This is a genomic window from Streptomyces radiopugnans, assembly GCF_900110735.1.
Classification (GTDB): domain Bacteria; phylum Actinomycetota; class Actinomycetes; order Streptomycetales; family Streptomycetaceae; genus Streptomyces; species Streptomyces radiopugnans.
In genome coordinates, this window is record NZ_FOET01000001.1 from 294,645 (window position 1) to 315,389 (window position 20,745).

General features: G+C 71.3%; 19 protein-coding genes and 2 tRNA genes. 15 read left to right on the forward strand and 6 right to left on the reverse strand.

Annotated elements, in window-relative coordinates; translation table 11 throughout:
- Positions 1-129: 129 nt before the first annotated feature.
- Positions 130-1,563, reverse strand: a complete 1,434-nt coding sequence (locus BMY40_RS01250) for an amino acid permease (RefSeq protein ID WP_093654426.1) — start codon at positions 1,561-1,563, stop codon at positions 130-132.
- 357 nt (positions 1,564-1,920) lie between these two features.
- Between BMY40_RS01250 and BMY40_RS01255 the strand changes: the two genes are divergently transcribed.
- The 3 genes from BMY40_RS01255 to BMY40_RS01265 are packed head-to-tail and all read left to right on the forward strand — an operon-like array spanning position 1,921 to position 3,900.
- A complete protein-coding gene (locus tag BMY40_RS01255) occupies positions 1,921-2,523 on the forward strand; it encodes a biotin transporter BioY (RefSeq protein WP_093654428.1) in 603 nt (200 codons plus the stop codon).
- A gap of 26 nt (positions 2,524-2,549) precedes the next feature.
- Complete coding sequence (locus BMY40_RS01260; RefSeq protein WP_093654430.1) at positions 2,550-3,038, forward strand: ribose-5-phosphate isomerase; 489 nt, start codon at positions 2,550-2,552, stop codon at positions 3,036-3,038.
- A gap of 25 nt (positions 3,039-3,063) precedes the next feature.
- A complete protein-coding gene (locus BMY40_RS01265; RefSeq protein ID WP_093654432.1) occupies positions 3,064-3,900 on the forward strand; it encodes an Fpg/Nei family DNA glycosylase in 837 nt (278 codons plus the stop codon).
- Positions 3,901-3,961: 61 nt separating this feature from the next.
- On the opposite strand, the gene BMY40_RS01270 is transcribed toward BMY40_RS01265, so the two are convergent.
- Positions 3,962-5,191 (reverse strand): GNAT family N-acetyltransferase, encoded by a 1,230-nt coding sequence (locus BMY40_RS01270; protein WP_093654434.1) that lies wholly within the window; start codon positions 5,189-5,191, stop codon positions 3,962-3,964.
- Positions 5,192-5,304: 113 nt separating this feature from the next.
- On the opposite strand from BMY40_RS01270, the gene BMY40_RS01275 reads away from it, so the two are divergent.
- Together BMY40_RS01275 and BMY40_RS01280 are read left to right on the forward strand one after the other, a co-directional pair.
- Positions 5,305-6,459, forward strand: a complete 1,155-nt coding sequence (locus tag BMY40_RS01275) for a PP2C family protein-serine/threonine phosphatase (RefSeq protein WP_177213824.1) — start codon at positions 5,305-5,307, stop codon at positions 6,457-6,459.
- On the forward strand, positions 6,452-7,252 hold the full coding sequence (locus BMY40_RS01280) for an endonuclease V (protein WP_093654438.1): 801 nt from the start codon (positions 6,452-6,454) through the stop codon (positions 7,250-7,252). Before BMY40_RS01275 ends, BMY40_RS01280 begins: the two co-directional genes overlap by 8 nt.
- A gap of 19 nt (positions 7,253-7,271) precedes the next feature.
- On the opposite strand, the gene BMY40_RS01285 is transcribed toward BMY40_RS01280, so the two are convergent.
- Positions 7,272-8,492: an acyltransferase family protein gene (locus BMY40_RS01285; protein ID WP_093654439.1), complete on the reverse strand. Its 1,221-nt coding sequence runs from the start codon at positions 8,490-8,492 to the stop codon at positions 7,272-7,274.
- A gap of 502 nt (positions 8,493-8,994) precedes the next feature.
- Here BMY40_RS01285 and BMY40_RS01290 point away from each other — a divergent pair.
- Entirely contained in the window at positions 8,995-9,189 is a 195-nt protein-coding gene (locus tag BMY40_RS01290; RefSeq protein ID WP_093654442.1) for a hypothetical protein, read from the forward strand.
- A 986-nt stretch (positions 9,190-10,175) separates the two neighbouring features.
- Here the strand turns inward: BMY40_RS01290 and BMY40_RS01295 are convergent.
- A complete protein-coding gene (locus BMY40_RS01295) occupies positions 10,176-10,913 on the reverse strand; it encodes a GntR family transcriptional regulator (protein ID WP_093654444.1) in 738 nt (245 codons plus the stop codon).
- Between the two features lie 225 nt (positions 10,914-11,138).
- On the opposite strand from BMY40_RS01295, the gene BMY40_RS27830 reads away from it, so the two are divergent.
- The 4 genes from BMY40_RS27830 to BMY40_RS01315 are packed head-to-tail and all read left to right on the forward strand — an operon-like array spanning position 11,139 to position 14,663.
- Positions 11,139-11,876, forward strand: coding sequence for a helix-turn-helix domain-containing protein (locus BMY40_RS27830; protein ID WP_177213825.1), 738 nt, complete (start codon positions 11,139-11,141; stop codon positions 11,874-11,876).
- Positions 11,873-13,309 carry a replication initiator protein RepSA gene (gene repSA, locus BMY40_RS01305; protein WP_425443053.1) on the forward strand — a complete coding sequence of 479 codons (1,437 nt, stop codon included), beginning with the start codon at positions 11,873-11,875 and terminating at the stop codon, positions 13,307-13,309. Before BMY40_RS27830 ends, repSA begins: the two co-directional genes overlap by 4 nt.
- Positions 13,294-13,500: an excisionase family DNA-binding protein gene (locus BMY40_RS01310; RefSeq protein WP_093654448.1), complete on the forward strand. Its 207-nt coding sequence runs from the start codon at positions 13,294-13,296 to the stop codon at positions 13,498-13,500. The genes repSA and BMY40_RS01310 overlap by 16 nt, the downstream gene beginning before the upstream one ends.
- The gene (locus BMY40_RS01315; protein WP_093654450.1) at positions 13,500-14,663 is read left to right on the forward strand and encodes a tyrosine-type recombinase/integrase; all 1,164 of its coding nucleotides are present in this window, start codon (positions 13,500-13,502) and stop codon (positions 14,661-14,663) included. Before BMY40_RS01310 ends, BMY40_RS01315 begins: the two co-directional genes overlap by 1 nt.
- A gap of 65 nt (positions 14,664-14,728) precedes the next feature.
- Here the strand turns inward: BMY40_RS01315 and BMY40_RS01320 are convergent.
- A tRNA-Gly gene (locus BMY40_RS01320) sits at positions 14,729-14,802 on the reverse strand.
- Positions 14,803-14,915: 113 nt separating this feature from the next.
- Between BMY40_RS01320 and BMY40_RS01325 the strand changes: the two genes are divergently transcribed.
- The 5 genes from BMY40_RS01325 to clpX all read left to right on the forward strand — a co-directional run bounded on the left by BMY40_RS01325 (position 14,916) and on the right by clpX (position 19,575).
- Positions 14,916-14,992, forward strand: a tRNA-Pro gene (locus BMY40_RS01325).
- A 98-nt stretch (positions 14,993-15,090) separates the two neighbouring features.
- Complete coding sequence (gene tig, locus BMY40_RS01330) at positions 15,091-16,491, forward strand: trigger factor (RefSeq protein WP_093654452.1); 1,401 nt, start codon at positions 15,091-15,093, stop codon at positions 16,489-16,491.
- A gap of 254 nt (positions 16,492-16,745) precedes the next feature.
- Positions 16,746-17,348, forward strand: coding sequence for an ATP-dependent Clp protease proteolytic subunit (locus tag BMY40_RS01335; RefSeq protein ID WP_177213868.1), 603 nt, complete (start codon positions 16,746-16,748; stop codon positions 17,346-17,348).
- A 64-nt stretch (positions 17,349-17,412) separates the two neighbouring features.
- Positions 17,413-18,099 carry an ATP-dependent Clp protease proteolytic subunit gene (locus tag BMY40_RS01340; protein WP_093654454.1) on the forward strand — a complete coding sequence of 229 codons (687 nt, stop codon included), beginning with the start codon at positions 17,413-17,415 and terminating at the stop codon, positions 18,097-18,099.
- A 180-nt stretch (positions 18,100-18,279) separates the two neighbouring features.
- The gene (gene clpX / locus BMY40_RS01345; protein ID WP_093654456.1) at positions 18,280-19,575 is read left to right on the forward strand and encodes an ATP-dependent Clp protease ATP-binding subunit ClpX; all 1,296 of its coding nucleotides are present in this window, start codon (positions 18,280-18,282) and stop codon (positions 19,573-19,575) included.
- A gap of 82 nt (positions 19,576-19,657) precedes the next feature.
- Here the strand turns inward: clpX and BMY40_RS01350 are convergent, their stop codons facing one another.
- Positions 19,658-20,635: a hypothetical protein gene (locus tag BMY40_RS01350; RefSeq protein ID WP_093654458.1), complete on the reverse strand. Its 978-nt coding sequence runs from the start codon at positions 20,633-20,635 to the stop codon at positions 19,658-19,660.
- Between the last annotated feature and the right edge of the window lie 110 nt (positions 20,636-20,745).

The window sequence follows — 20,745 nt, forward strand, 5'->3', positions numbered from 1 at the left end:
GGTGGGGCCCGGCGCGGCGGGGAGGCCGTGCGGTGCGCGGGCCCTCCGGCGCCCTGCCTTGTTGCACATTATGTGCAACAAGGCAGGGTGGGCAACAGTGGCGCACCGGGGCGCACGCGGACGCGGCGGCTACCCCTCGCGCGCCGTCTCGGCGGCCCTCGCCGCGGCCCGCCGCTGCCGCACCAGCCCGGCCGCCGACAGGGCCAGGGTGAGCCCGGCGGTGAAGGCCAGCTGGGTGCGGGTGTCGCCCTCGCGCAGCATCAGCAGCAGCACCGCGGCCACCCCCGCCAGCGACAGCCAGGTCAGCGCGGGGAACAGCCACATGCGCACCACCAGCCGCTCCGGCGCCTCCCGCTCCAGCCTGCGGCGGGTGATCAGCTGGGAGACGGCGATGAAGCCCCACACCACCAGCACGGCGGCGCCCACCATGTTCAGCAGCCAGGCGAAGACGGTGTCGGGCCACCAGAAGCTCAGCAGCACGGCGAAGAAACCGAAGGCGGCCGAGGCGAACACCGTCCGGCGCGGCACCCCGCCGCTGACCCGCCCCAGGAAGGCCGGGCCCTCGCCCCGGGCGACCAGGGAGTACGCCATCCGCGAGGCGCCGTAGATGTTGGCGTTCATGGCCGACAGCAGGGCGACCAGCACCACCACGTTCATGACCTCGGCGGCGGCCGGGACGCCGATGTGGTCCAGCACGGCGGCGTACGGGCCGGCGAGCACCGACTCGTCGTCCCAGGGGATCAGTGTGACGATCACCGCGATCGAGCCGACGTAGAAGACGGCGATGCGCCACATCGCCGTGCGCACGGCCCTGGCCACGCCCCGCACCGGGTCCCGCGACTCGGCCGCGGCGATGGTCACCGTCTCCAGTCCGCCGTAGGCGAAGACCGAGGCCAGCAGGCCGACGACCAGGCCCTCCGTGCCGTTGGGCAGGAAGCCGCCCTGCCCGGTGAGGTTGTCCAGGCCGGGGGAGGGGGTGCCGGGCAGCAGGCCGAGGACGGCCACCAGGCCCAGGACGATGAAGAGGACGATCGCGGCGACCTTCAGGGCGGCGAACCAGAACTCGTACTCGCCGAAGTTCCGCACGGCCAGCAGGTTGCTGCCGGTGAACGCCGCCATGAAGACGGCGACCCACAGCCACTGCGGCGTGCCCGGGAGCCAGCCCGCCATGATCGTCGCCGCGCCCAGCGCCTCCACGGCGACGGCCACGCACAGCAGCACCCAGAAGATCCACCCGGCGGTGAAGCCGGCCCACGGGCCGATGGCGCGCTCGGCGTGCACGGAGAAGGAACCGGAGGCGGGGTGGGCGGCGGACATCTCGCCGAGCATCCGCATCACCAGCATCACCAGCAGCCCGGAGGCGGCGTAGGCCAGGACGATGGACGGGCCCGCGGCGGCGATGCCCGCGCCGGAGCCGACGAAGAGGCCGGCGCCGATCACACCGCCGAGTGCGATCATCGACAGATGGCGCTGCTTGAGGCCGTGGGAGAGGGCGGAGTGCTCGGTGCCGCCCGCCTCCCGGCGGGGGGAGGCGGTGGTCGTCAGATCGGGCGTGCCGGACATGGGGAAGGTGCCGTCCAGGGGGTCGGGGGGAAGCGGAGCAGTTGGTTCCGCACCCGGTCAGTGTGGGCGCCCGACCCGGCCCGCGGCAACGCCCCTCGCCCCTCTGTCCGATATCCGGACACCTTGGTCACTCCGCGTTCACACCGGCGGCGCGCACCGGCCTTGTCCTCGCGGGTGCCCCGCCGGGGCCGGGGGAAAGCGGCGCCGGCCGGGGCGCACGGCCGCCCTCCGGCCCTCCTCCAGCCGCCTCCCACAAGCTGGACCGGCCCTTCTTTGTCGCCAATCTCACGGGGGCTCCGGGGCTAACGTCGGTTAACGTCGGGGCGTCCCCGAAGTCCTCACGAGACCGGAGCCGTGATGAGCACCTCTGCCACCGCCACCGTCCGCCCGGGCGCCGTCCTCGCCGACGTCCTGCCCGCCTCCACCGCGGCCCGCGCCCGCCTGCGCGACGCGGCGCTGGTCCTCGGCGGCGCCGCGCTCACCGGTGCGGCCGCGCAGCTCGCCGTCCCCGTGCCGGGCTCTCCCGTCCCCGTCACCGGCCAGACCTTCGCCGCCCTGCTCCTGGGCGCCGGCCTGGGACCCCGTCGCGCCCTGGCCTCCATGGGCCTGTACGCCGCCGCGGGCGTGGCCGGGATGCCGTGGTTCGCCGAGGGCGCCTCCGGCGCCGCGATGCCCTCCTTCGGCTACATCATCGGCATGCTGCTGGCCGCCGTCGCCGTCGGCGCCCTGGCCCGCCGCGGCGGGGACCGCGGCGTGCTGCGCACCGCCGGGACCATGGCCGTGGGCACCGCGATCATCTACGCCGTCGGCGTCCCCTACCTGGCGCTGGCCACGGGCATGTCCGTCGGCCAGGCCGTCGCGGCCGGCCTGGTGCCCTTCCTGATCGGTGACGCGCTCAAGGCGGCCCTGGCCATGGGAGCCCTCCCCGCGGCCTGGAAGCTGGTCGGTCGCAAGTCCTGAGCCGGCCCTGAATAGACTTCCGTCCCATGCGCGTGTACCTCGGCTCCGACCATGCCGGCTACGAACTGAAGAACCACCTCGTCCAGTGGCTGAAGGAGGCCGGGCACGAGCCCGTCGACTGCGGCCCGCACATCTACGACGCGGCTGACGACTACCCGCCCTTCTGCCTGCGTGCCGCGGAGCAGACCGCCGACGACGAGGACTCCCTGGGCATCGTCATCGGCGGCTCGGGCAACGGCGAGGCCATCGCCGCCAACAAGGTCAAGGGGGTGCGGGCCGCACTGGCGTGGAGCGTGGAGACCGCCAGGCTGGGCCGGGAGCACAACGACGCCAACGTCATCAGCGTCGGCGCCCGGATGCACACCACCGAGGAGGCCGTCTCCTTCGTGCAGGCCTTCCTCGACACCCCCTTCTCCGGCGACGAGCGGCACATCCGCCGCATCGACATGCTCTCGTCGTACGAGCGGACCGGGAACCTCCCACCCGTTCCCGCCCACCACCCCCAGCAGGACTGAACCCCGCGAGGACCGATCCGCACCCGTGCCAGAAGGCCACACCATCCACCGGCTGGCCGCCGACCTCGACGAGAGGTTCGGCGGCCGGCCCGTCCGGGCATCCAGCCCCCAGGGCCGCTTCGAGGCCGGGGCCGCCCTCGTCGACGGCCGGACGATGGGCGGCGCCGACGCCCACGGCAAGCACCTCTTCCTCGGCTTCCCCCGTTTCGGGGAGGAGGCCGGCGGCGAGTGGATCCACATCCACCTCGGCCTGTACGGCTCCTTCGCCCTCGGCCGGGGAGCGCCCCCCGCCCCCGTCGGGCAGGTACGCCTGCGCCTGGCCACCGCCGAGGCGCCCCTGGCCCACGCCGACCTGCGCGGCCCCAACACCTGCGAACTGCTCACCGGAGCCGAGAAGGACGCGGTCACCGGCCGTCTGGGTCCCGACCCGCTGCGCGCCGACGCCGACCCCGAGCGGGCCTGGGCGCGGATATCCCGCAGCCGCACCACGGTCGCCGCGCTGCTGATGGACCAGAAGGTCGTCGCGGGCGTCGGCAACGTCTACCGCGCCGAGGTCCTCTTCCGGCACAACATCGATCCGTACCGGGCGGGCAGGGACCTCACCCGGGCCGAGTGGGAGGCGGTCTGGGCGGACCTGGCCGGGCTGATGCGCGAAGGCGTGCGCGACAACCGCATCGACACCGTACGGCCCGAGCACACCCCCGAGGCCATGGGCCGGCCACCGCGCGTGGACGACCACGGCGGTGAGGTGTACGTCTACCGCCGGGCCGGGATGCCCTGCCACGTCTGCGGCGAGGAGATCCGCACCGCGCCGCTCGCCGCCCGCAACCTGTTCTGGTGTCCCGGCTGCCAGAAGCCCTGACCCGCCGCCGGACCCGCCGGACCGGCCGCGTTCGCCGGGCCCGCCGGGTGCGCCCGAGCCGTCAGAAGCCGTGCGGCAGCCACGGCGCGACGGGCCAGGCGAACGCGGTCGCGGCCCCGGCCAGCGCCCCGGGACGCAGCTCCCGCACCCGTCCGGCGCCCGCCAGCGCGGCCAGGGACGTCCCGCCCAGATAGGCCTCTCCCAACTCCCGCGGCCCCAGGGCCAGTTCGGCGGCGTCACCGGTGCGCTCACAGGACGCGCCCGAGGCGTCGCCGGTCAGCCGCCAGCGCCCCGTGTTCCAGGGGCAGAAGGAGTCCTCCACCTCCAGCACCACGTCCACCGGCGCCGCGTAGCGGCGGGCCGCCAGCGCCGCGCCCACCTCCACCGGGCGCAGGTGCAGCAGATCGCGCAGGAGAAGCCCGCACCGCCGGACGTCGCTGACCATGTGGAGCAGCGGGTCGTCCACCGGGCGGGACTTCGCCTCCACCGCCGAGGTCAGGTCGATCCCGAACAGGAAGCGCCACAGCGCCGCGTACGCCGCCGGGTCCAGCGCCTCCAGATCGTGCACCACCACCGTGCCCTTCGGCCCGGCCGCGTCCCACTCCGGCTTGACGGCGTAACGGGCGTATCCGCGCAGCCCGCCGTCCGCCTCGGCCAGCACGCAGCGCAGCGCCGACGCGCCCTCCCGCCAGCCCTCGGGGTCCAGTACGCCCTGCCGCTCCCAGCCCGGACGCCGCTCCAGCATGCCGGGCCGGGAAGGCACCCGGCGGGCGTACAGCGCCTCGCACTCCTCCAGCGCCGCGACCGGATCGGCGTTCCGCAGCCGGACCCCGTCCGTACCCGGCGGCACCTCCAGACGCACCCTGGCGGTGTCGATCCGGGCGCGCACGTGGCGGGCGGCGACGCCGTACCCGAAGCGCCCGTAGATCGCCGGCTCCGAGGCGGTCAGCACCGCCAGCGGCTCCCCGGCCGCCCGCACGTCGTCCAACTGCCGCCGCATCATGGCGGTCAGGATGCCGCGCCGCCGGTGCGTGGCGGCCACGCTGACCATCGTCAGCCCGCCGGTGGGCACGATCGCGCCGCCGGGCACCGACATGCGGAAGGAGAGCGTGCCGGCCGTGCCGACGATCTCCTCCCCGTCCCGGACGGCCACCGACCGCTCGAACTCCGTCAGCTCCCGCCACAGCGCCCGGGCCTCGGGCGGCTCGGACTCGCCGAAGGCCAGTTCGAGCTTCCCGTACCAGTCGTCCCATTCCCCGGGACGCAGCGTCCGCAGATCCGTACTCGTCATGCGCCCATCCCTATCAGGCGGGTGGAGACGGGGCGACTGTTTATCGAACACCGTTTCAGGTCCGCCATGCCGGGAATCGACGGACCCCCGAACGGGTGGATAAGGTCCCTGACATGGCAGGTCGCACGGGCAAGACCCCTCCCGCGCCCCGGTTGTACCAGGCCCGCAAGGCCGTCCACCGGGTCCGCACCGTCCTGCGCCGCTCCGCCGTCGACTACTTCCGCGGCGAGGGGTCCGACTGGATCGCCTTCGCGGCCCTGCTCGCCACCGTACCCGCCCTCGCCTACGCCACCGCCGCCGAGCCGCTGTGGTTCGCGCCCGAGAGCCTGGTGCTGCCGGTGATCGCGGGCGGCCTGCTGCTGCGCCCGGCCAGCCTGCTGGTCCTGTACGCCGCCGCGGCCGGCGCCCTGATCGTGGAGGCCACCGTGCTCGGCCCGTACACGGCCGGGCCCGGCCGCGTCACACCGGGGACGGTCCTGGTGGTCGGCGCGGTCGGGCTCTCCGGGCTGCTGATCGCCCAGTTCCGCAGCCGGGTCGGCGTCCCCTGGCGGCGCGGCAACACCATGCTGTTCGACCTGCGCGAGCGCATCCGCGTCCAGAGCAAGCTGCCGAAGCTGCCCGCGGGCTGGCACCGGGAGATGGCGCTGCGCCCGGCGGGCGGGCAGTCCTTCTCCGGCGACTTCGTCGTCGCCACCCTCACCGGTCCCGACCGCCGCACCCTGGAGGCCGTCCTCACCGACGTCTCCGGCAAGGGCATGGACGCGGGCTCCCGCGCGCTGCTGCTGTCCGGCGCCTTCGGCGGGCTGCTGGGCTCCCTGCCCCCGCACGCGTTCCTCCCGGCCGCCAACGACTACCTGCTGCGCCAGGACTGGCAGGAGGGGTTCGCGACCTCCGTCCACCTCGTCCTCGACCTCGACAGCGGCGACTACGAGCTGTTCTCCGCGGGCCACGTCCCGGCCCTCCAGCTCAACGCGGGCAGCGGCCGCTGGGAGGAGAAGAACGCCGATGGACCGCTTCTGGGCGTCTACGACGGCGCCCGGTTCGACGCGGTCAAGGGCAGCCTGCGCCCGGGCGACGTTCTGATGCTCTTCACCGACGGCCTGGTGGAGACCGCCGACCGGGAGCTGGCCGAGGGCATCGACCGGCTGACGGGAGAGGCCGACCGCTATGTCGTCGCCGGCTTCGAGGGAGCGGCCTGGCACCTGATCGAGGCCGTCGCCCGCGACGTCAACGACGACCGGGCCCTGCTGCTGATCCGCCGTGACTGACGGCGCGGCGACCGACGGCCCGGCCGGTGCGACCGGCGGGGGCGGCGCGGCGGGGGCGCCGGGCACGGCGGGCGGGGTCCCGCGGTGGCCGGTCACCGAGGCGGAGGCGGTGGCCGAGCAGGAGCGGATCCGGGCCGCGGCCGACCCGGTCGGCCCGGGACCGGCGCCGGGGCGGGCACGCCGCGTCGCCGGGGTCGACGTCACCTACGACGAGGAGAGCGACCTGCTGGTCGCGGCGGCCGTGGTGCTGGACGCGGAGAGCCTGGAGGTCCTGGAGGAGGCGGTCCACACCGGCCGCAGCCGCTTCCCGTACATCCCCGGGCTGCTCGCCTTCCGCGAGCTGCCGCCGGTGCTGGCCGCGCTGGAGAAGCTCGGCACACCACCCGATCTGGTGGTCTGCGACGGTTACGGCTACGCGCACCCCCGGAGAGCCGGGCTGGCGGTGCATCTGGGCGTGCTGACCGGGCTGCCGTGCTTCGGTGTCGCCAAGTCGCCCTTCGCCTTCGACCACACCGAGCCGGGGCCGCGGCGAGGCGACGCCTCACCGCTGCTGGACCGGCGGTCCGTCCCGCCCGAGACCGTGGGCCGCGCGCTGCGCACCCAGCCCGGCGTCAGGCCGGTGTTCGTCTCCGCCGGCCACGGGATCGGCCTGGACCATGCCTGCGCCCACACCCTGCGTCTCGCCCCGCGCTACCGGCTGCCGGAGACGACGCGCGGCGCCGACGGACTCAGCCGCAGGGTCCTGAGGGAGATCAGGGAGGGCCTGCGGGAGCCGTACGGCGCCGCGGAGTGACGAGCCCCGTGCGGGGCGGTCAGCGCGCCCCGGCCGTCTCGGCGGGCTCCGCCGTCCTGGCCGTCTCGGCGGGCTCGGCCGGCCCGCCGGACCCCGCGGGTCCGGCGGTGCGCTGCCGGGCCGCCTCGGCGGCGTCCCGCTTGAAGATCCAGTCCATCCTGGGCTCCATCGCGAACCGGAACGTCCGCCGCACCGGCGAGCTGCACAGCACGGCCGCCAGGGCCGCGGCGCCGACCGTCAGCACGACGATGCCGGCCGGCGTGGTGATCCACGGAAACGCGTCGTACCACTCGAAGATCCGCGAGGCCTGCACCAGGAAGCCGTGCAGCAGGTAGGCGTACAGCGTCCCCGCGCCCAGCGCGGTGAACCACATGTGGCGCCGGGGGACCCAGGCGAAGAAGCAGGCGGACAGCACCAGCGAGCAGGCGAACATCGCGAGGTTCATGGCGATGCCGATCCACCAGGGCACGCCGAGTTCCTGACCACTGCTGTTGTGGTAGAACCACTCGAAGTTCATCCGGGGCCCCGACCAGTACGCGAAGACCAGTGCCGCGGCGGCCACGGGCACGCTCAGCAGCCGCACCCCGCGCTGCCGCACGCGCTCGAAGTGCTCGGGCCGCAGGCAGAGTCCGAGCACGAAGAACGGCAGGAGCTGCAGCACCCGCTGGAGGTCCAGGTCGTTGCCGATGTCCGGTGAGACGGAGGCCAGAAGGGCGATGCCCAGGGCTATCGGCAGGGGGCGGCGCAGCGCCTTCCACAGCGGGGTCGTCAGCCGCCACACGAACAGCGCGATCAGGAACCAGGTCAGGTACCAGGGATCGAGCAGGCTTATGGGGTGGTCCGGGGAGTCCGCCGCCTTCCTGAACAGGCTGTAGGCAGTCTCGAAGATCAGATACGGCACGAGTACGCCGGTCACCAGCCGCCGCACCCGGCCCGGGCGCATGTCGAAGCTGCGGGAGAAGTAGCCGGAGACGATGATGAAGGCCGGCATGTGGAAGGCGTACACGAAGTTGTAGGCCGCCAGCACCGCCCGCGAGTCGTCGATCACGGGCCGCCAGGCGTGCCCCACCACGACCAGCGCGATCGCCAGGAACTTGGCGTTGTCGAAGAAGGCGTCCCGCTGCTTGGCTCCTCCCGTTCCGCTTCCCGGCCCGGGCCGGACGGCCTCCGGTGCGGACGGTGCGGTCGCGCCGGGTCTGGCGGGAGGGAGCGGGGAGCGCTCATGGCCGACGTGGAACATCTGCCGCACCTTAGTGGGAATCCATCCGGAGGTAAATCCGGGGAGGTCTCACCACCCCCGGAGCGGGGAATTGCGGCCGGTGCGCCCCGGGCGGCGGGCAGACGGGAGACTCTTCTGCCGTATGTCCGTTAAGTTCCATTTGCTCGCAATTCCCTTCCGCCTATATCGGACTTATCCCCCAAGGGGGTGCTGCTCTTTCCCGCGGAGTGTTTCTCCGTGCGGCGCGGGCCGCGGCGTCACCGAATTCCAGTGGTGAAGTTATTGGGAATGTTCTCGGCAGCCCCGATCCGAAACACCGGTGTGTGCTGCACCGATCCGGCCGGCGCCCGGTGAGGTGCTCCGGCCGGCCCGCTCGGCTGACACGCCCGGGGCCCGTCGATCCTCCACCTGCCTCCACTGACGCGGCAGTTGGTGGCACGATGGTCACGCCGGGGACGCGGTGGAGGGTCCCCGGGCCGGCGCGGCCGGCGCAGAGGCGTTGCGACCGAGGGTGTGATCAGTTGTGGCCATTTCACTGTCTGTGGTGCTGCTCTTGGCGATCATCATGGTCGTTCTCATGCGCAGCGGCTCGCTGAAGGCGGGGCCCGCGCTCGTCGCGATCCTCTTCGGCTTCTTCCTGGCCTCCACGGGCATCGCCCCGTCGATCAACCGCTTCCTCGACTCGCTCGCCGAGTCGATCAACCAGATCACTTTCTGAGCGGCGCCCCGGACGACCGCCTCGCCCGGGGCACGGAAAAGCGGAAAAAGAGCGTGAAAACGGAGAACGGCCCGGTCCTCACCGAGGACCGGGCCGTTCTCCGTTCGGAGCGGGCGACGGGAATCGAACCCGCGTAGCCAGTTTGGAAGATCGCGTACGCACTGCCGCTCTGACCTGCGGGTTCGCTGACCTGCGCGGATGCTGGCGCGGGTCCGTGTCGGCCCGTCAGTCCCCGTGAGTCCCCCTGCGTTCGGGCACGCAGAGGGCACGGGTCGGCTTGGTGCTAGAGGCGCGCCAAGACCAGGGCTGCGACCCCCGTGAGGGCCGTGATCAGCGTTGCAACAGCCACGATCACCTCGGGCCGTCCGCTACCCGAGTGGAGCCGAGTGGAGTCGAGTGAAGCCGAGTGGAGCGTTGTGTACTTGCACGCGTGCAAGCTACAGTGCACACAAGAGGGTGCGTAGAAGTGTCCGCGTTCGTGGGCGCACATAGGCATACCTCCGAAGTTGATGACCCGTGTAGGGCGCCAGGATCCGGCAAGATGCGAGGCGCCCGCACGGGCTCTTTGCATGTCGTCGGCCAACGATAGCAGGACCCTTCTTGCCAACTGCCCGTTACGTGGGGCGGCTTGACGTGGCCGGTGTGGAGAGGCTTTGGGCGGGAGCTGCCTTGGGGCGAGAGATCGGGGCCCGTACGCTGGCCGCGAATCGGGCTGGCTCCTGGCCTGCCCGCAATAGCCCGATGTGGGCCCCGATCTTCGAGGCTCGCCCCAAGGTGGCTGCCTAAAGCCTCGGAGCGCCGGCCCCCAGCCACGTCCGTGGTTCTCTCCCTGGCGTGCTCGGTCAGCCGCGCGACCGGCGGACGCCGGGACGGAGCGGGGCGAAGACAGGAGCGTCGGCCCGGCGGGGAGCCGGGTCGCGCGCGGCGAGCGGAGCGAGCCGCCTTGATGAGGTAGAGAAACCTGTAACAGGCTCGTGTCCTGCTGGTCAGTCCAGCGCGTACTCGGCTGAGAGTTCTCGGCCAGCTCCCAGGAAGTCCAGGGCGTACTCGGTGACTTCGCCGTTCTGGTCCCAGTAGCGGTTGGTCATGGTCAGGGCTGGTGTGCCTGCTTCAAGACCGAGGACGGGCGCGGCCTCCTCGGTCACAGGACGGATCGCGACGACATCACGGCGGCGCACTGTACGGCGGCCAGTCCGGTCCTCGATCAGTCCGAACGTCATCTTTGGCAGCGGCTCGGTCGACAGCAGCTCGGGGGCCGCGTCTGCCAGCTCGCGGGAAAGCCACGAGGTCGAGAGGGTGACGACGCCCTCATCGTCGAGGTACACCCGGCGACGCTGGACCACCTGCGAACCTGCTTCGACACCAAGGGCTTCTGCAACCTCGTCCGTTGCGGTGACAAGCAAGGCGTCCAGGATCTCCACGCGCTCGCCTGGGCGGAAGCCGCTGCCGGTGGCGCGCATCATCTGGAGGCGGTCCGGGCCGGTGGTCTGCTTCTGCCTGATCGAGACGAACGTGCCCTGGGACGAGGACCTGACGTAGCCCTCGGTGCGGAGCTGTGAGAGGGCCTTGGCTGCGGTGGCTGTGGCTACAGACCAGTCCTTCGAGATCTGAGCGACCGAAGGCAGCTTCTCACCCTCGGTCAGCACACCGTCCAAGATCTGCTGCCGAAAGTGGTCTGTGATCTGCACATACGGCGGTGCCGCACGCTGCACCCGTGGTGCCATTCTTCCCGCCTCCTTCGATCGCGTCCTAGTACGCATACAGGATACCCAGGAAGCGCCCTTGCTATCGCGTGCTAGCTCGCGTATACATGACGCAAGCTAGTACGCGAAGTCTTCGCACTGTGTAGAGGCGACGCGTCGAGTTTGAGTGCAGACAGCACGGAGGGCGGCGCGTCTACCGCCAAGCAGCTCGCCGCCCTCCTCGTCCCTCAAAGGGGAGGTTCCATCATGCCGGAACGTGTGGGCTCGACGGCAGTGGCGAACGAGCGGCTGCGGGGCGCGCTGATCGACGCGAACATCACGATCGATGCGCTGGCCGGTCGGCTGGGAGTGGATGCCAAGAGCGTGGAGCGGTGGATTCGGCTGGGCCGCACCCCGCACGCGAGGAACGCGCACGCGGCGGCGAAGATCCTGCACGCCGACCCGTACCACCTGTGGCCGAGCCTGGAGCGGCGGCACCAGGCCGTCCCGGTGCCGCGCGATGAGATCGTCACCTGCTACCCCACACGGGGCGCGGTGCCGGTGGAGCTGTGGCGCACCACCGTGCTGGGCGCGGTCGGCGTGATCGACCTGGCCGTCTCCAACCTGCTGTTCCTGGCCGATGCGGTGTGGGACCTGGAACGGGTGCTGGCCGACAAGGCGGCGGCGGGGGTGCGGGTGCGGCTGGCGGCTCCGGCCGAGGGCACCGCGCGGGCCACCCTGGACGACATCTTCCCCGCCCTGGCCGCCGTGCCGGGGGTGCGGGTGGTGGAGCACCGGGGGTTGCGGGCGGATGTGTTCCGCGCCGATGACGACCTGCTGGTGACCACCCCGGTGGACGGGCTGACTCCGGCGCTGGCTCCGGTGCTGCATCTGCGCCGCCTGGGCTCGGCTCCGCTGACCGGCGGCTACTTGACCGCGCTGGACCACATCTTCGCCACCGCCGAGCCGTGCGCCCCCTCCCGTCTGCGGGCGGTGGCCGCGTGACCGCCTTCCCCGCCGCCCCCGACACCCTGACCGCTGCCGCCACCCGGCTGGGCACCGATCCGCTGACCGTGGCGGACCTGCTGCGGGTGGCCTGCGCGCCGGGCTTCGAACGCTGGCAGGAACAGGTCCGGCGTACCGGCGGCTGTGCGGCTCCGATCCATCTCCAGGGCTGGACGCACGTCAAGGACAAGGCCACCGGGCAGACCCTGTACGCCTACTCCACCGAGGCCGAACCGGGCGGCCGTCTTCGGGTGGCGTGCGGCAACCGGCGGGCCTCGCGCTGCCCGTCCTGCGCCTGGACCTACGCCGGGGACACCTACCACCTGATCCGGGCCGGGCTGGTCGGAGATGACCGCAAGGGCGTGACCGCGTCGGTGCGCACCCATCCGAAGGTGTTCGCCACCCTGACCGCGCCGTCCTTCGGGCCGGTGCACAACCGCCCCGCCTCGGGCCGGTGCCGCTGCGGTGCGGTCCATGGTGAGGGCGCGGCCGAGCTGGGCACGCCGCTGGACCCCGAGCGGTATGACTACGCCTCGGCGGTGCTGTGGAACAACCACGCTTCCGAGCTGTGGCGGTACTTCACCATCTACCTGCGCCGCCAGCTCGCGAAGCTGGCCGGGATCACCCAGGCCGCGTTGCGGGACGCCTGCCGGGTCTCCTTCGGCAAGGTCGCCGAGTTCCAGCGCCGGGGCGCGGTGCACTTCCACGCCATCGTCCGCCTGGACGGCCCCGGCGGCCCCGACACCGCCCCTCCGGCCTGGGCGACGGTCGAGCTGCTGGACACCGCGATCCGCCAGGCGGCGGCCCGGGTGCGGCTGGAGGTGCCGCCCGCCGGCCCTTTTCCCGCCCGCATCCTGCGCTGGGGCGCGCAGGTGGATGTGCGGCCGGTCGGCACCGATGACGGCTCCGAGCTGGATGACGCGGCGGTGGCGGCCTATGTGGCGAAGTACGCGACCAAGGCGGCCGAGACCACGGGCACGGTGGACCGGCGGATCGGGGAGCTGGGCGAGCTGGACCGCGTGCCCGGCCTGCCCGCGCACACCCGGCGGCTGATCGAAGCCTGCTGGACGCTCGGCGAGCACTACCCCGGCCGGAAGCTGCGCGAGTGGGCGCACATGCTCGGCTTCCGGGGCCACTTCTCCACCAAGTCCCGCCGCTACTCCACCACCCTCGGTGCGCTCCGCCAGGCCCGCGCCGACTACCGCGCCCGCCAGGAACGGGCTGAGCGTGGCCTGCCCGACCCGGACGGCGATCCGGAGGGCTCCACGCTGGTTCTCGCGCACTGGACGTATGCCGGGCACGGCCACACGCCGGGGGAGTCGTGGCTGGCGGCCTCCATCGCCCGCGACCTCCGGCTCAACCGGGAGATCGCCCGCGAAGAACTCGCAGACCTTGAGACCCAGGGGGAGGACTCGACATGGAACGGCTGCTGACCGTGGAGCAGGTCGCCGAACGGCTCGGCACGACCGTGCGCTTCCCGCGCCGGTTGATCGAGGAACGCCGGATCACCTTCGTCAAGGTCGGGCGACACGTCCGCATCCCGGAGTGCGAGTTGGCGGCCTTCATCGCGGCCAACACGGTTCGGCCGACCCGTCCGGCTCCGGCCGTGAGGAGGGCTGCCTGATGGCGGGCAAGCGTCGCCAGTTCGGCCGAGTCCGCAAGCTCCCGTCCGGCCGCTATCAGGCCCGCTACGTCGGTCCTGACGGCGTCCTGCGGCCCGCGCCGCACACCTTCCGGACCAAGCGGGACGCTGACGCCTGGCTGGCCGATGTGCAGACGGAGATGCGCCGGGGCGACTGGCACGACCCGGACGCCGGTCGGGTGGCCTTCGGCGACTACGCCTCGACGTGGATCGCTGAGCGCGGGCTGACCACTCGGACGACTGAGCTGTATCGGTCGCTGCTGCGGCTCCACCTCGCGCCGGCCTTCGGGGCTGTCGCCGTCGCCGACATCTCGCCCGCGGCTGTCCGGCGCTGGCGCGCTGATCGGCTGGGGGCCGGTGTCGGTGCCTCCACGGTCGCCAAGGCGTACGCGCTGCTGCGGGCCGTGCTCACCACTGCCGTGCAGGATCAGGTGATCCGCCGGAACCCGTGCCAGATCAAGGGCGCGAGCACTCCGCCGACTCCGGAGCGGCCGACTGCCACGGTCGCCGAGGTGTACGCCATCGCGGACGCCCTCCAGCCGCGCTACCGGGCGTTGGTGCTGATGGCGGGCTTCCTCGGGCTGCGCTGGGGTGAGCTGGTCGGCCTGCATCGCCGTGACGTCGACCTCGACGGCCAGGCCGTGCGCGTCCGCCAGGCCGTCGCCGAGCTGACCAACGGGCAGCGCGAGATCAAGGCTCCCAAGAGCGCGGCGGGCAAGCGCACCGTCGCCATCCCGGCCGTGATCGTCCCGGATCTGCGGTGGCACTTGGAGCACTTCGCCGAGCAGGGGGCGCACGGTCGCGTGTTCGTCGGAGCGAAGGGCGCGATCCCTCGCCGGAACCACTTCAACCGGCTGTGGCACAAGGCGTGCGACAAGGCCGGGGTCAAGGGCCTGCGGTTCCATGACCTGCGGCATACCGGCAACACCCTGGCCGCCTCGACCGGAGCCAGCACGCGGGAACTCATGGCCCGGATGGGGCACAGCACGGCCCGCGCCGCGCTGATCTACCAGCACGCCAGCGCCGAGCGGGACCGGCTGATCGCCGACTCCGTGAGTGCTCTGGTGAGCCGTTCTCGGCGGCCTTCGGGGGCACGCGAGAAAGATCACGGAAGTGAGGGGCACGCGGGGGACACGGAGGGTTGAAACCGCCCTCGGAAGCACTCGGGGCCAGATCGGAGGATGACCCTCTGACCTGGCCCTGAGTCATATGGAGCGGGCGACGGGAATCGAACCCGCGTAGCCAGTTTGGAAGACTGGGGCTCTACCATTGAGCTACGCCCGCAGCGCCGCCGTCGTCCACGGGGCAGGCAGATCATACAGATCGCAGCCGGCCGACCGTGAACCGTGTGCGGCACGCTCCGCATCGTACGGCATGTACTCTACGTGTCGCACGGACGGGGTGTGGCGCAGCTTGGTAGCGCGTCCGCTTTGGGAGCGGAAGGCCGTCGGTTCGAATCCGGCCACCCCGACCACGTACTATGAAAGACGCGCCTGTCTGTGTCGTGTCTGCGTGCGGGGCGCCTCACAAGAAGTACGAAGTCCCAGCAGTCAGCCCCCAAGGAGACCGACCGTGAAGAGCGCCGTGGAGACCCTGAACCCCACCCGGGTTCGGCTCACTGTCGAGGTGCCCTTCGAGGAGCTCAAGCCCAGCCTCGACGCGGCGTACAAGAAGATCAACCAGCAGGTCACCGTGCCCGGCTTCCGCAAGGGCAAGGTTCCCGCCCGGGTGATCGACCAGCGGTTCGGCCGGGGTGCGGTCCTGGAGGAGGCCGTCAACGACGCGCTTCCCAAGCTCTACCAGGACGCCGTCAACGAGGGTGAGCTGAGCCCGCTCGGCCAGCCCGAGGTCGACATCACCGAGCTCAAGGACAACGAGCTCCTGGCGTTCACCGCCGAGGTGGACGTCCGCCCCTCCATCGAGATCCCCGACTACTCCGGCATCGAGGTCACCGTCGACGCCGTCGAGGTCACCGACGAGGACGTGGAGAAGTCGGTCGAGCAGCTCCGCGAGCGCTTCGCCTCCACCACCGTCGTCGAGCGTCCCGCCGCCGAGGGCGACGTGGTCAAGATCGACCTGGAGGCCAGGGTCGACGGCGAGGTCCTGGAGGACGGCGTCGCCAAGGGCATCGACTACACCATCGGCTCCGGCGAGCTGCTGGACGGCATCGACGAGGCCGTCACCGGCCTGGAGGCCGGCGGTTCCGCGACCTTCACCTCCGAGCTCAAGGGCGGTTCCGCCGCGGGCCGCGAGGCCGAGGTCAAGGTGGACGTCACCTCCGTCTCCGCCCGCGAACTGCCCGAGCTGGACGACGACTTCGCCCAGCTCGCGAGTGAGTTCGACACCCTCGAGGAGCTGCGTGCCGACAGCCGCAAGCGCCTGGAGCGGATGAAGAAGTACGACCAGGCCACCCAGGCCCAGGAGAAGGTGCTCGACGAGCTGATCTCCCTGGTCGAGGTCCCGATCCCGGAGAAGCTCCTCCAGGACGAGATCAACACCCGCAAGCACAACCTGGTCAACCACCAGCTCGCGCAGCTCGGCATGGACCTCGCGACCTACCTGAAGATGCAGGAGAAGTCCGAGGAGGAGTTCGAGACCGAGCTCAAGGAGCAGGCGGAGAAGGGCATCCGGACCCAGTTCATCCTCGACGAGCTGGTCAGCAAGGAGAAGCTGAACGTCAACCAGGAGGAGCTCACCGAGCACCTCATGCGGCGCGCCCAGTCCTCCGGCATGAGCCCCGACCAGTTCGCCCAGGCCGTCGTCGAGGGCGGCCAGGTGCCGATGCTCGTCGGCGAGGTCGCCCGTGGCAAGGCCCTCGCGGTCGTCGTCGAGGCCGCCAAGGTCACCGACACCAACGGCGAGACCGTCTCCATGGAGGACGAGGAGGACGAGGAGTCCGCCGAGACCGCCGACGCCTCCGCCGAGACCGCCGGTGAGCCCGCCGAGCAGGGCGGCGAGAAGTCCGAGGGCTGATCCGCGGGGCCCCGCCCCACGACCGGCCGAACGGGCCCGCACGCGACACCGCGTGCGGGCCCGTTCGCGTACGGCGGAACACGCCGACCCCACCTGCGGGAACGCTCCCTGCGCTAACAGCGAACAGTTCTCGGACCGGGATGGCGCAGTCGGACCCGCGCGTTAGGGTCCAAGTACAGACGAAGACCCCAGAGACGGCCCTGCGGCAGACCGCGGCCGTCCGTATACGAGCAGGTGGACACGTGACGCTTCCGATGCCTTCCGCCGCCACCGAGCCGACCATCGGTGGCCTCGGCGACCAGGTCTACAACCGGCTGCTCAACGAGCGGATCATCTTCCTCGGCCAGCCGGTCGACGACGACATCGCCAACAAGATCACCGCTCAGCTGCTCCTCCTGGCCGCTGACCCGGACAAGGACATCTACCTCTACATCAACAGCCCGGGTGGCTCGATCACGGCCGGCATGGCGATCTACGACACCATGCAGTACATCAAGAACGACGTGGTGACCATCGCCATGGGCCTGGCCGCCTCCATGGGCCAGTTCCTGCTGAGCGCGGGCACCCCCGGCAAGCGCTTCGCCCTGCCGAACGCGGAGATCCTCATCCACCAGCCCTCCGCGGGCCTGGCGGGCTCGGCCTCGGACATCAAGATCCACGCCGAGCAGCTGCTGCGCACCAAGAAGAAGATGACGAGGCTGTCCGCGCTGCACACCGGCCAGAGCGAGGAGCAGTGGACCCGCGACGCCGACCGCGACCGCTGGTTCACCGCCCAGGAGGCCAAGGAGTACGGCCTGATCGACGAGGTCTACGGCTCCGCCACGCAGCTTCCGGGCGGCGGCGGTACGGGCGCGTGAGCGCCTGACGTCCCGCAGCTCGACACCGCAGCCAGTCCATCTCTCCAGAACGGTGTACAGCCACATGAACAGTCAGCACAGCTTCCCCGGGGCCGGGATCCACGACCGCCTCGAGGCCCGCTACACCGGGCCGTCGGCCGAGTCCCGCTACGTCGTTCCGCGCTTCGTGGAGCGCACCTCGCAGGGCGTGCGGGAGTACGACCCGTACGCGAAGCTCTTCGAGGAGCGCGTGATCTTCCTCGGTGTGCAGATCGACGACGCCTCCGCCAACGACGTCATGGCGCAGCTGCTGTGCCTGGAGTCGATGGACCCCGACCGCGACATCTCCGTCTACATCAACAGCCCCGGCGGCTCCTTCACGGCGCTGACGGCCATCTACGACACGATGCAGTTCGTCAAGCCGGACATCCAGACCGTCTGCATGGGCCAGGCCGCCTCCGCCGCGGCCGTGCTGCTCGCCGCCGGCACCCCCGGCAAGCGGATGGCGCTGCCCAACGCGCGGATCCTGATCCACCAGCCGTACAGCGAGACCGGCCGCGGCCAGGTCTCCGACCTGGAGATCGCCGCCAACGAGGTGCAGCGGATGCGCACCCAGCTGGAGGAGATGCTCGCCAAGCACTCCAACAAGCCGATCGAGCAGATCAGCCAGGACATCGAGCGCGACAAGATCCTCACCGCCGAGGAGTCGCTGGAGTACGGCCTGATCGACCAGATCATCTCCACCCGCAAGACCTCGGTGGGGCTGGGCTGAGTCCGCGGATTCTCCCGAACATTTCCGCCCCCCTCGGGTCGAGTCGGTCCGAGGGGGGCCCATTCAGGGGGCCGGGCAAGGTACCGTCATAGGGGGTCCGGGGGCCGCCCCCGCCAAGGCCCAGAGCAAGCACCCGGGTTCGCGGAACTCGACGGATCCCAGGCGAAGGAGAAGCACCTCGTGGCACGCATCGGTGACGGCGGCGATCTGCTCAAGTGCTCGTTCTGCGGCAAGAGCCAGAAGCAGGTGAAGAAGCTCATCGCGGGGCCGGGCGTCTACATCTGCGACGAGTGCATCGACCTCTGCAACGAGATCATCGAGGAAGAGCTCGCCGACACCTCCGAGATGCGCTGGGACGAACTGCCCAAGCCGCGTGAGATCTACGAGTTCCTCGAGGGGTACGTCGTCGGCCAGGAGGCCGCCAAGAAGGCCCTCTCCGTCGCCGTCTACAACCACTACAAGCGGGTGCAGGCGGGCGAGAACGGCGGTTCGCAGGGCCGTGACGACGGCATCGAGCTGGCCAAGTCCAACATCCTGCTGCTGGGCCCCACCGGCTCCGGCAAGACACTGCTGGCGCAGACCCTCGCCCGGATGCTGAACGTCCCCTTCGCCATCGCCGACGCCACCGCCCTGACCGAGGCCGGCTACGTGGGCGAGGACGTCGAGAACATCCTGCTGAAGCTGATCCAGGCCGCCGACTACGACGTGAAGAAGGCCGAGACCGGGATCATCTACATCGACGAGATCGACAAGGTCGCCCGCAAGAGCGAGAACCCGTCGATCACCCGCGACGTCTCCGGCGAGGGCGTGCAGCAGGCGCTGCTGAAGATCCTGGAGGGCACCACCGCCTCCGTGCCGCCGCAGGGCGGGCGCAAGCACCCCCACCAGGAGTTCATCCAGATCGACACCACGAACGTGCTGTTCATCGTGGGCGGCGCCTTCGCCGGCCTGGAGAAGATCATCGAGTCCCGGGCGGGCGCCAAGGGCATCGGTTTCGGCGCCACGATCCGCTCCAAGCGCGAGATCGAGGCCAGCAACCAGTTCGAGGACGTCATGCCCGAGGACCTGGTCAAGTTCGGCATGATCCCGGAGTTCATCGGCCGTCTGCCGGTCATCACCTCCGTCCACAACCTCGACCGCGAGGCCCTGCTGAAGATCCTGGTCGAGCCGCGCAACGCGCTGGTCAAGCAGTACCAGCGGCTGTTCGAGCTCGACGGCGTGGAGCTGGACTTCGACCGCCCGGCGCTGGAGGCCATCGCCGACCAGGCGATCCTGCGCGGCACCGGGGCGCGCGGTCTGCGCGCGATCATGGAGGAGGTCCTGATGTCGGTGATGTACGAGGTGCCCTCGCGCAAGGACGTGGCGCGTGTGGTGATCACCGAGGACGTCGTCCACTCCAACGTCAACCCCACCCTGGTGCCCCGCTCCCGCGGCGAGCGCGAGCAGGGCCAGGGACCGCGCGAGAAGAGCGCGTGACGTCGGCCCGCACATGCGGAAGGCGCCCCGGCGGGAACCCGCCGGGGCGCCTTCCGCATGTGCGGGCCACAGGCCTCGCCGGTTACCCGATCTCCACACGCACGTCGCTGCGGAGCCTGGCCGCGGCTTCGGCGGCTTCGTCGAGCGAGAAGTTCTTGCCTGTCGCGAAAACGGCCATGTCGTTCAGGGCCACATAGCCAAGGGTGCTGTGATCGCCCCAGATGCAGAAGGGCATGCTGATGGAGCCACCGCTCAGTTCGGACGTGCCCTCACCGGACAGCTTCATCTCCTGGCACTTCATGACGGCGCCCTCCAGCCCGGGGGGACTCACCTTCCTGGGCTCGCCGGCCAGCTCCGCCGTACCGGCGTTCCCGTCCTCGCCCAGACCGGGGTCCTCCCGGGCCGACTCCTCCGCTTTCGCGAACATGGCGTCGACGACCGCCTCGGGGTTCTCGACCTCGCCCCAGACCCCGCTGAAGCTCAGAAGCTTCTGGGACAGAGGATCGTCTCCGGAGACGTAGGTGGCGGAGGCACTCTCGGGGTCGCTCACCCCGAGTGCTTCGGCTTCCTTGAGATTCTCCGAGCCCAGCGGGCCCTCGTCCGTCTCCTCCGGGTTCTTCTTGTACTCGCCGCCCAGAACCGTCGCGGGCGTGATCAGCTTGTACCGCTTGCCGTCGTCGGCGATGTCGCTGCCGCCGCCGTCGGAGAAGACGAAGTAGCCGCCCACCGCCAGGCCGACGACCGCGAGGACGGCCACCAGGGCGCCGATCGTCTTGCCCTTGCCGCCGCCGGGCGGAGTCGGGGGCATGTACCCGCCGGGCTGCTGCGGGTAACCCGGCTGTCCCCAGCCGTCCTGCTGGGGGAAGCCCGGCTGCTGCGGGTGGCCGTACCCCGGCTGCGGGCCTCCGTACCCCGGCTGCCCCTGCGGCGGCATGCCCGGCTGCTGCGGGTGGCCGTACCCCGGCTGAGGGTTTCCGTACCCCGGCTGAGGGCCGCCGTACGGCGGCTGCGGCTGCTGACCGTACGGACCGGGCTGCGGCGGCGGCTGGTTGTGACTCACGCTGGGGCTCCCCCTTGGTCAAACACGTTCGCGAATGGGCCGTCCCATCCTGGCGGACCCCGGAGCTCCCCCGTCACCCGGACCCCCAAACCGGTTCGAGACCGCCGCAC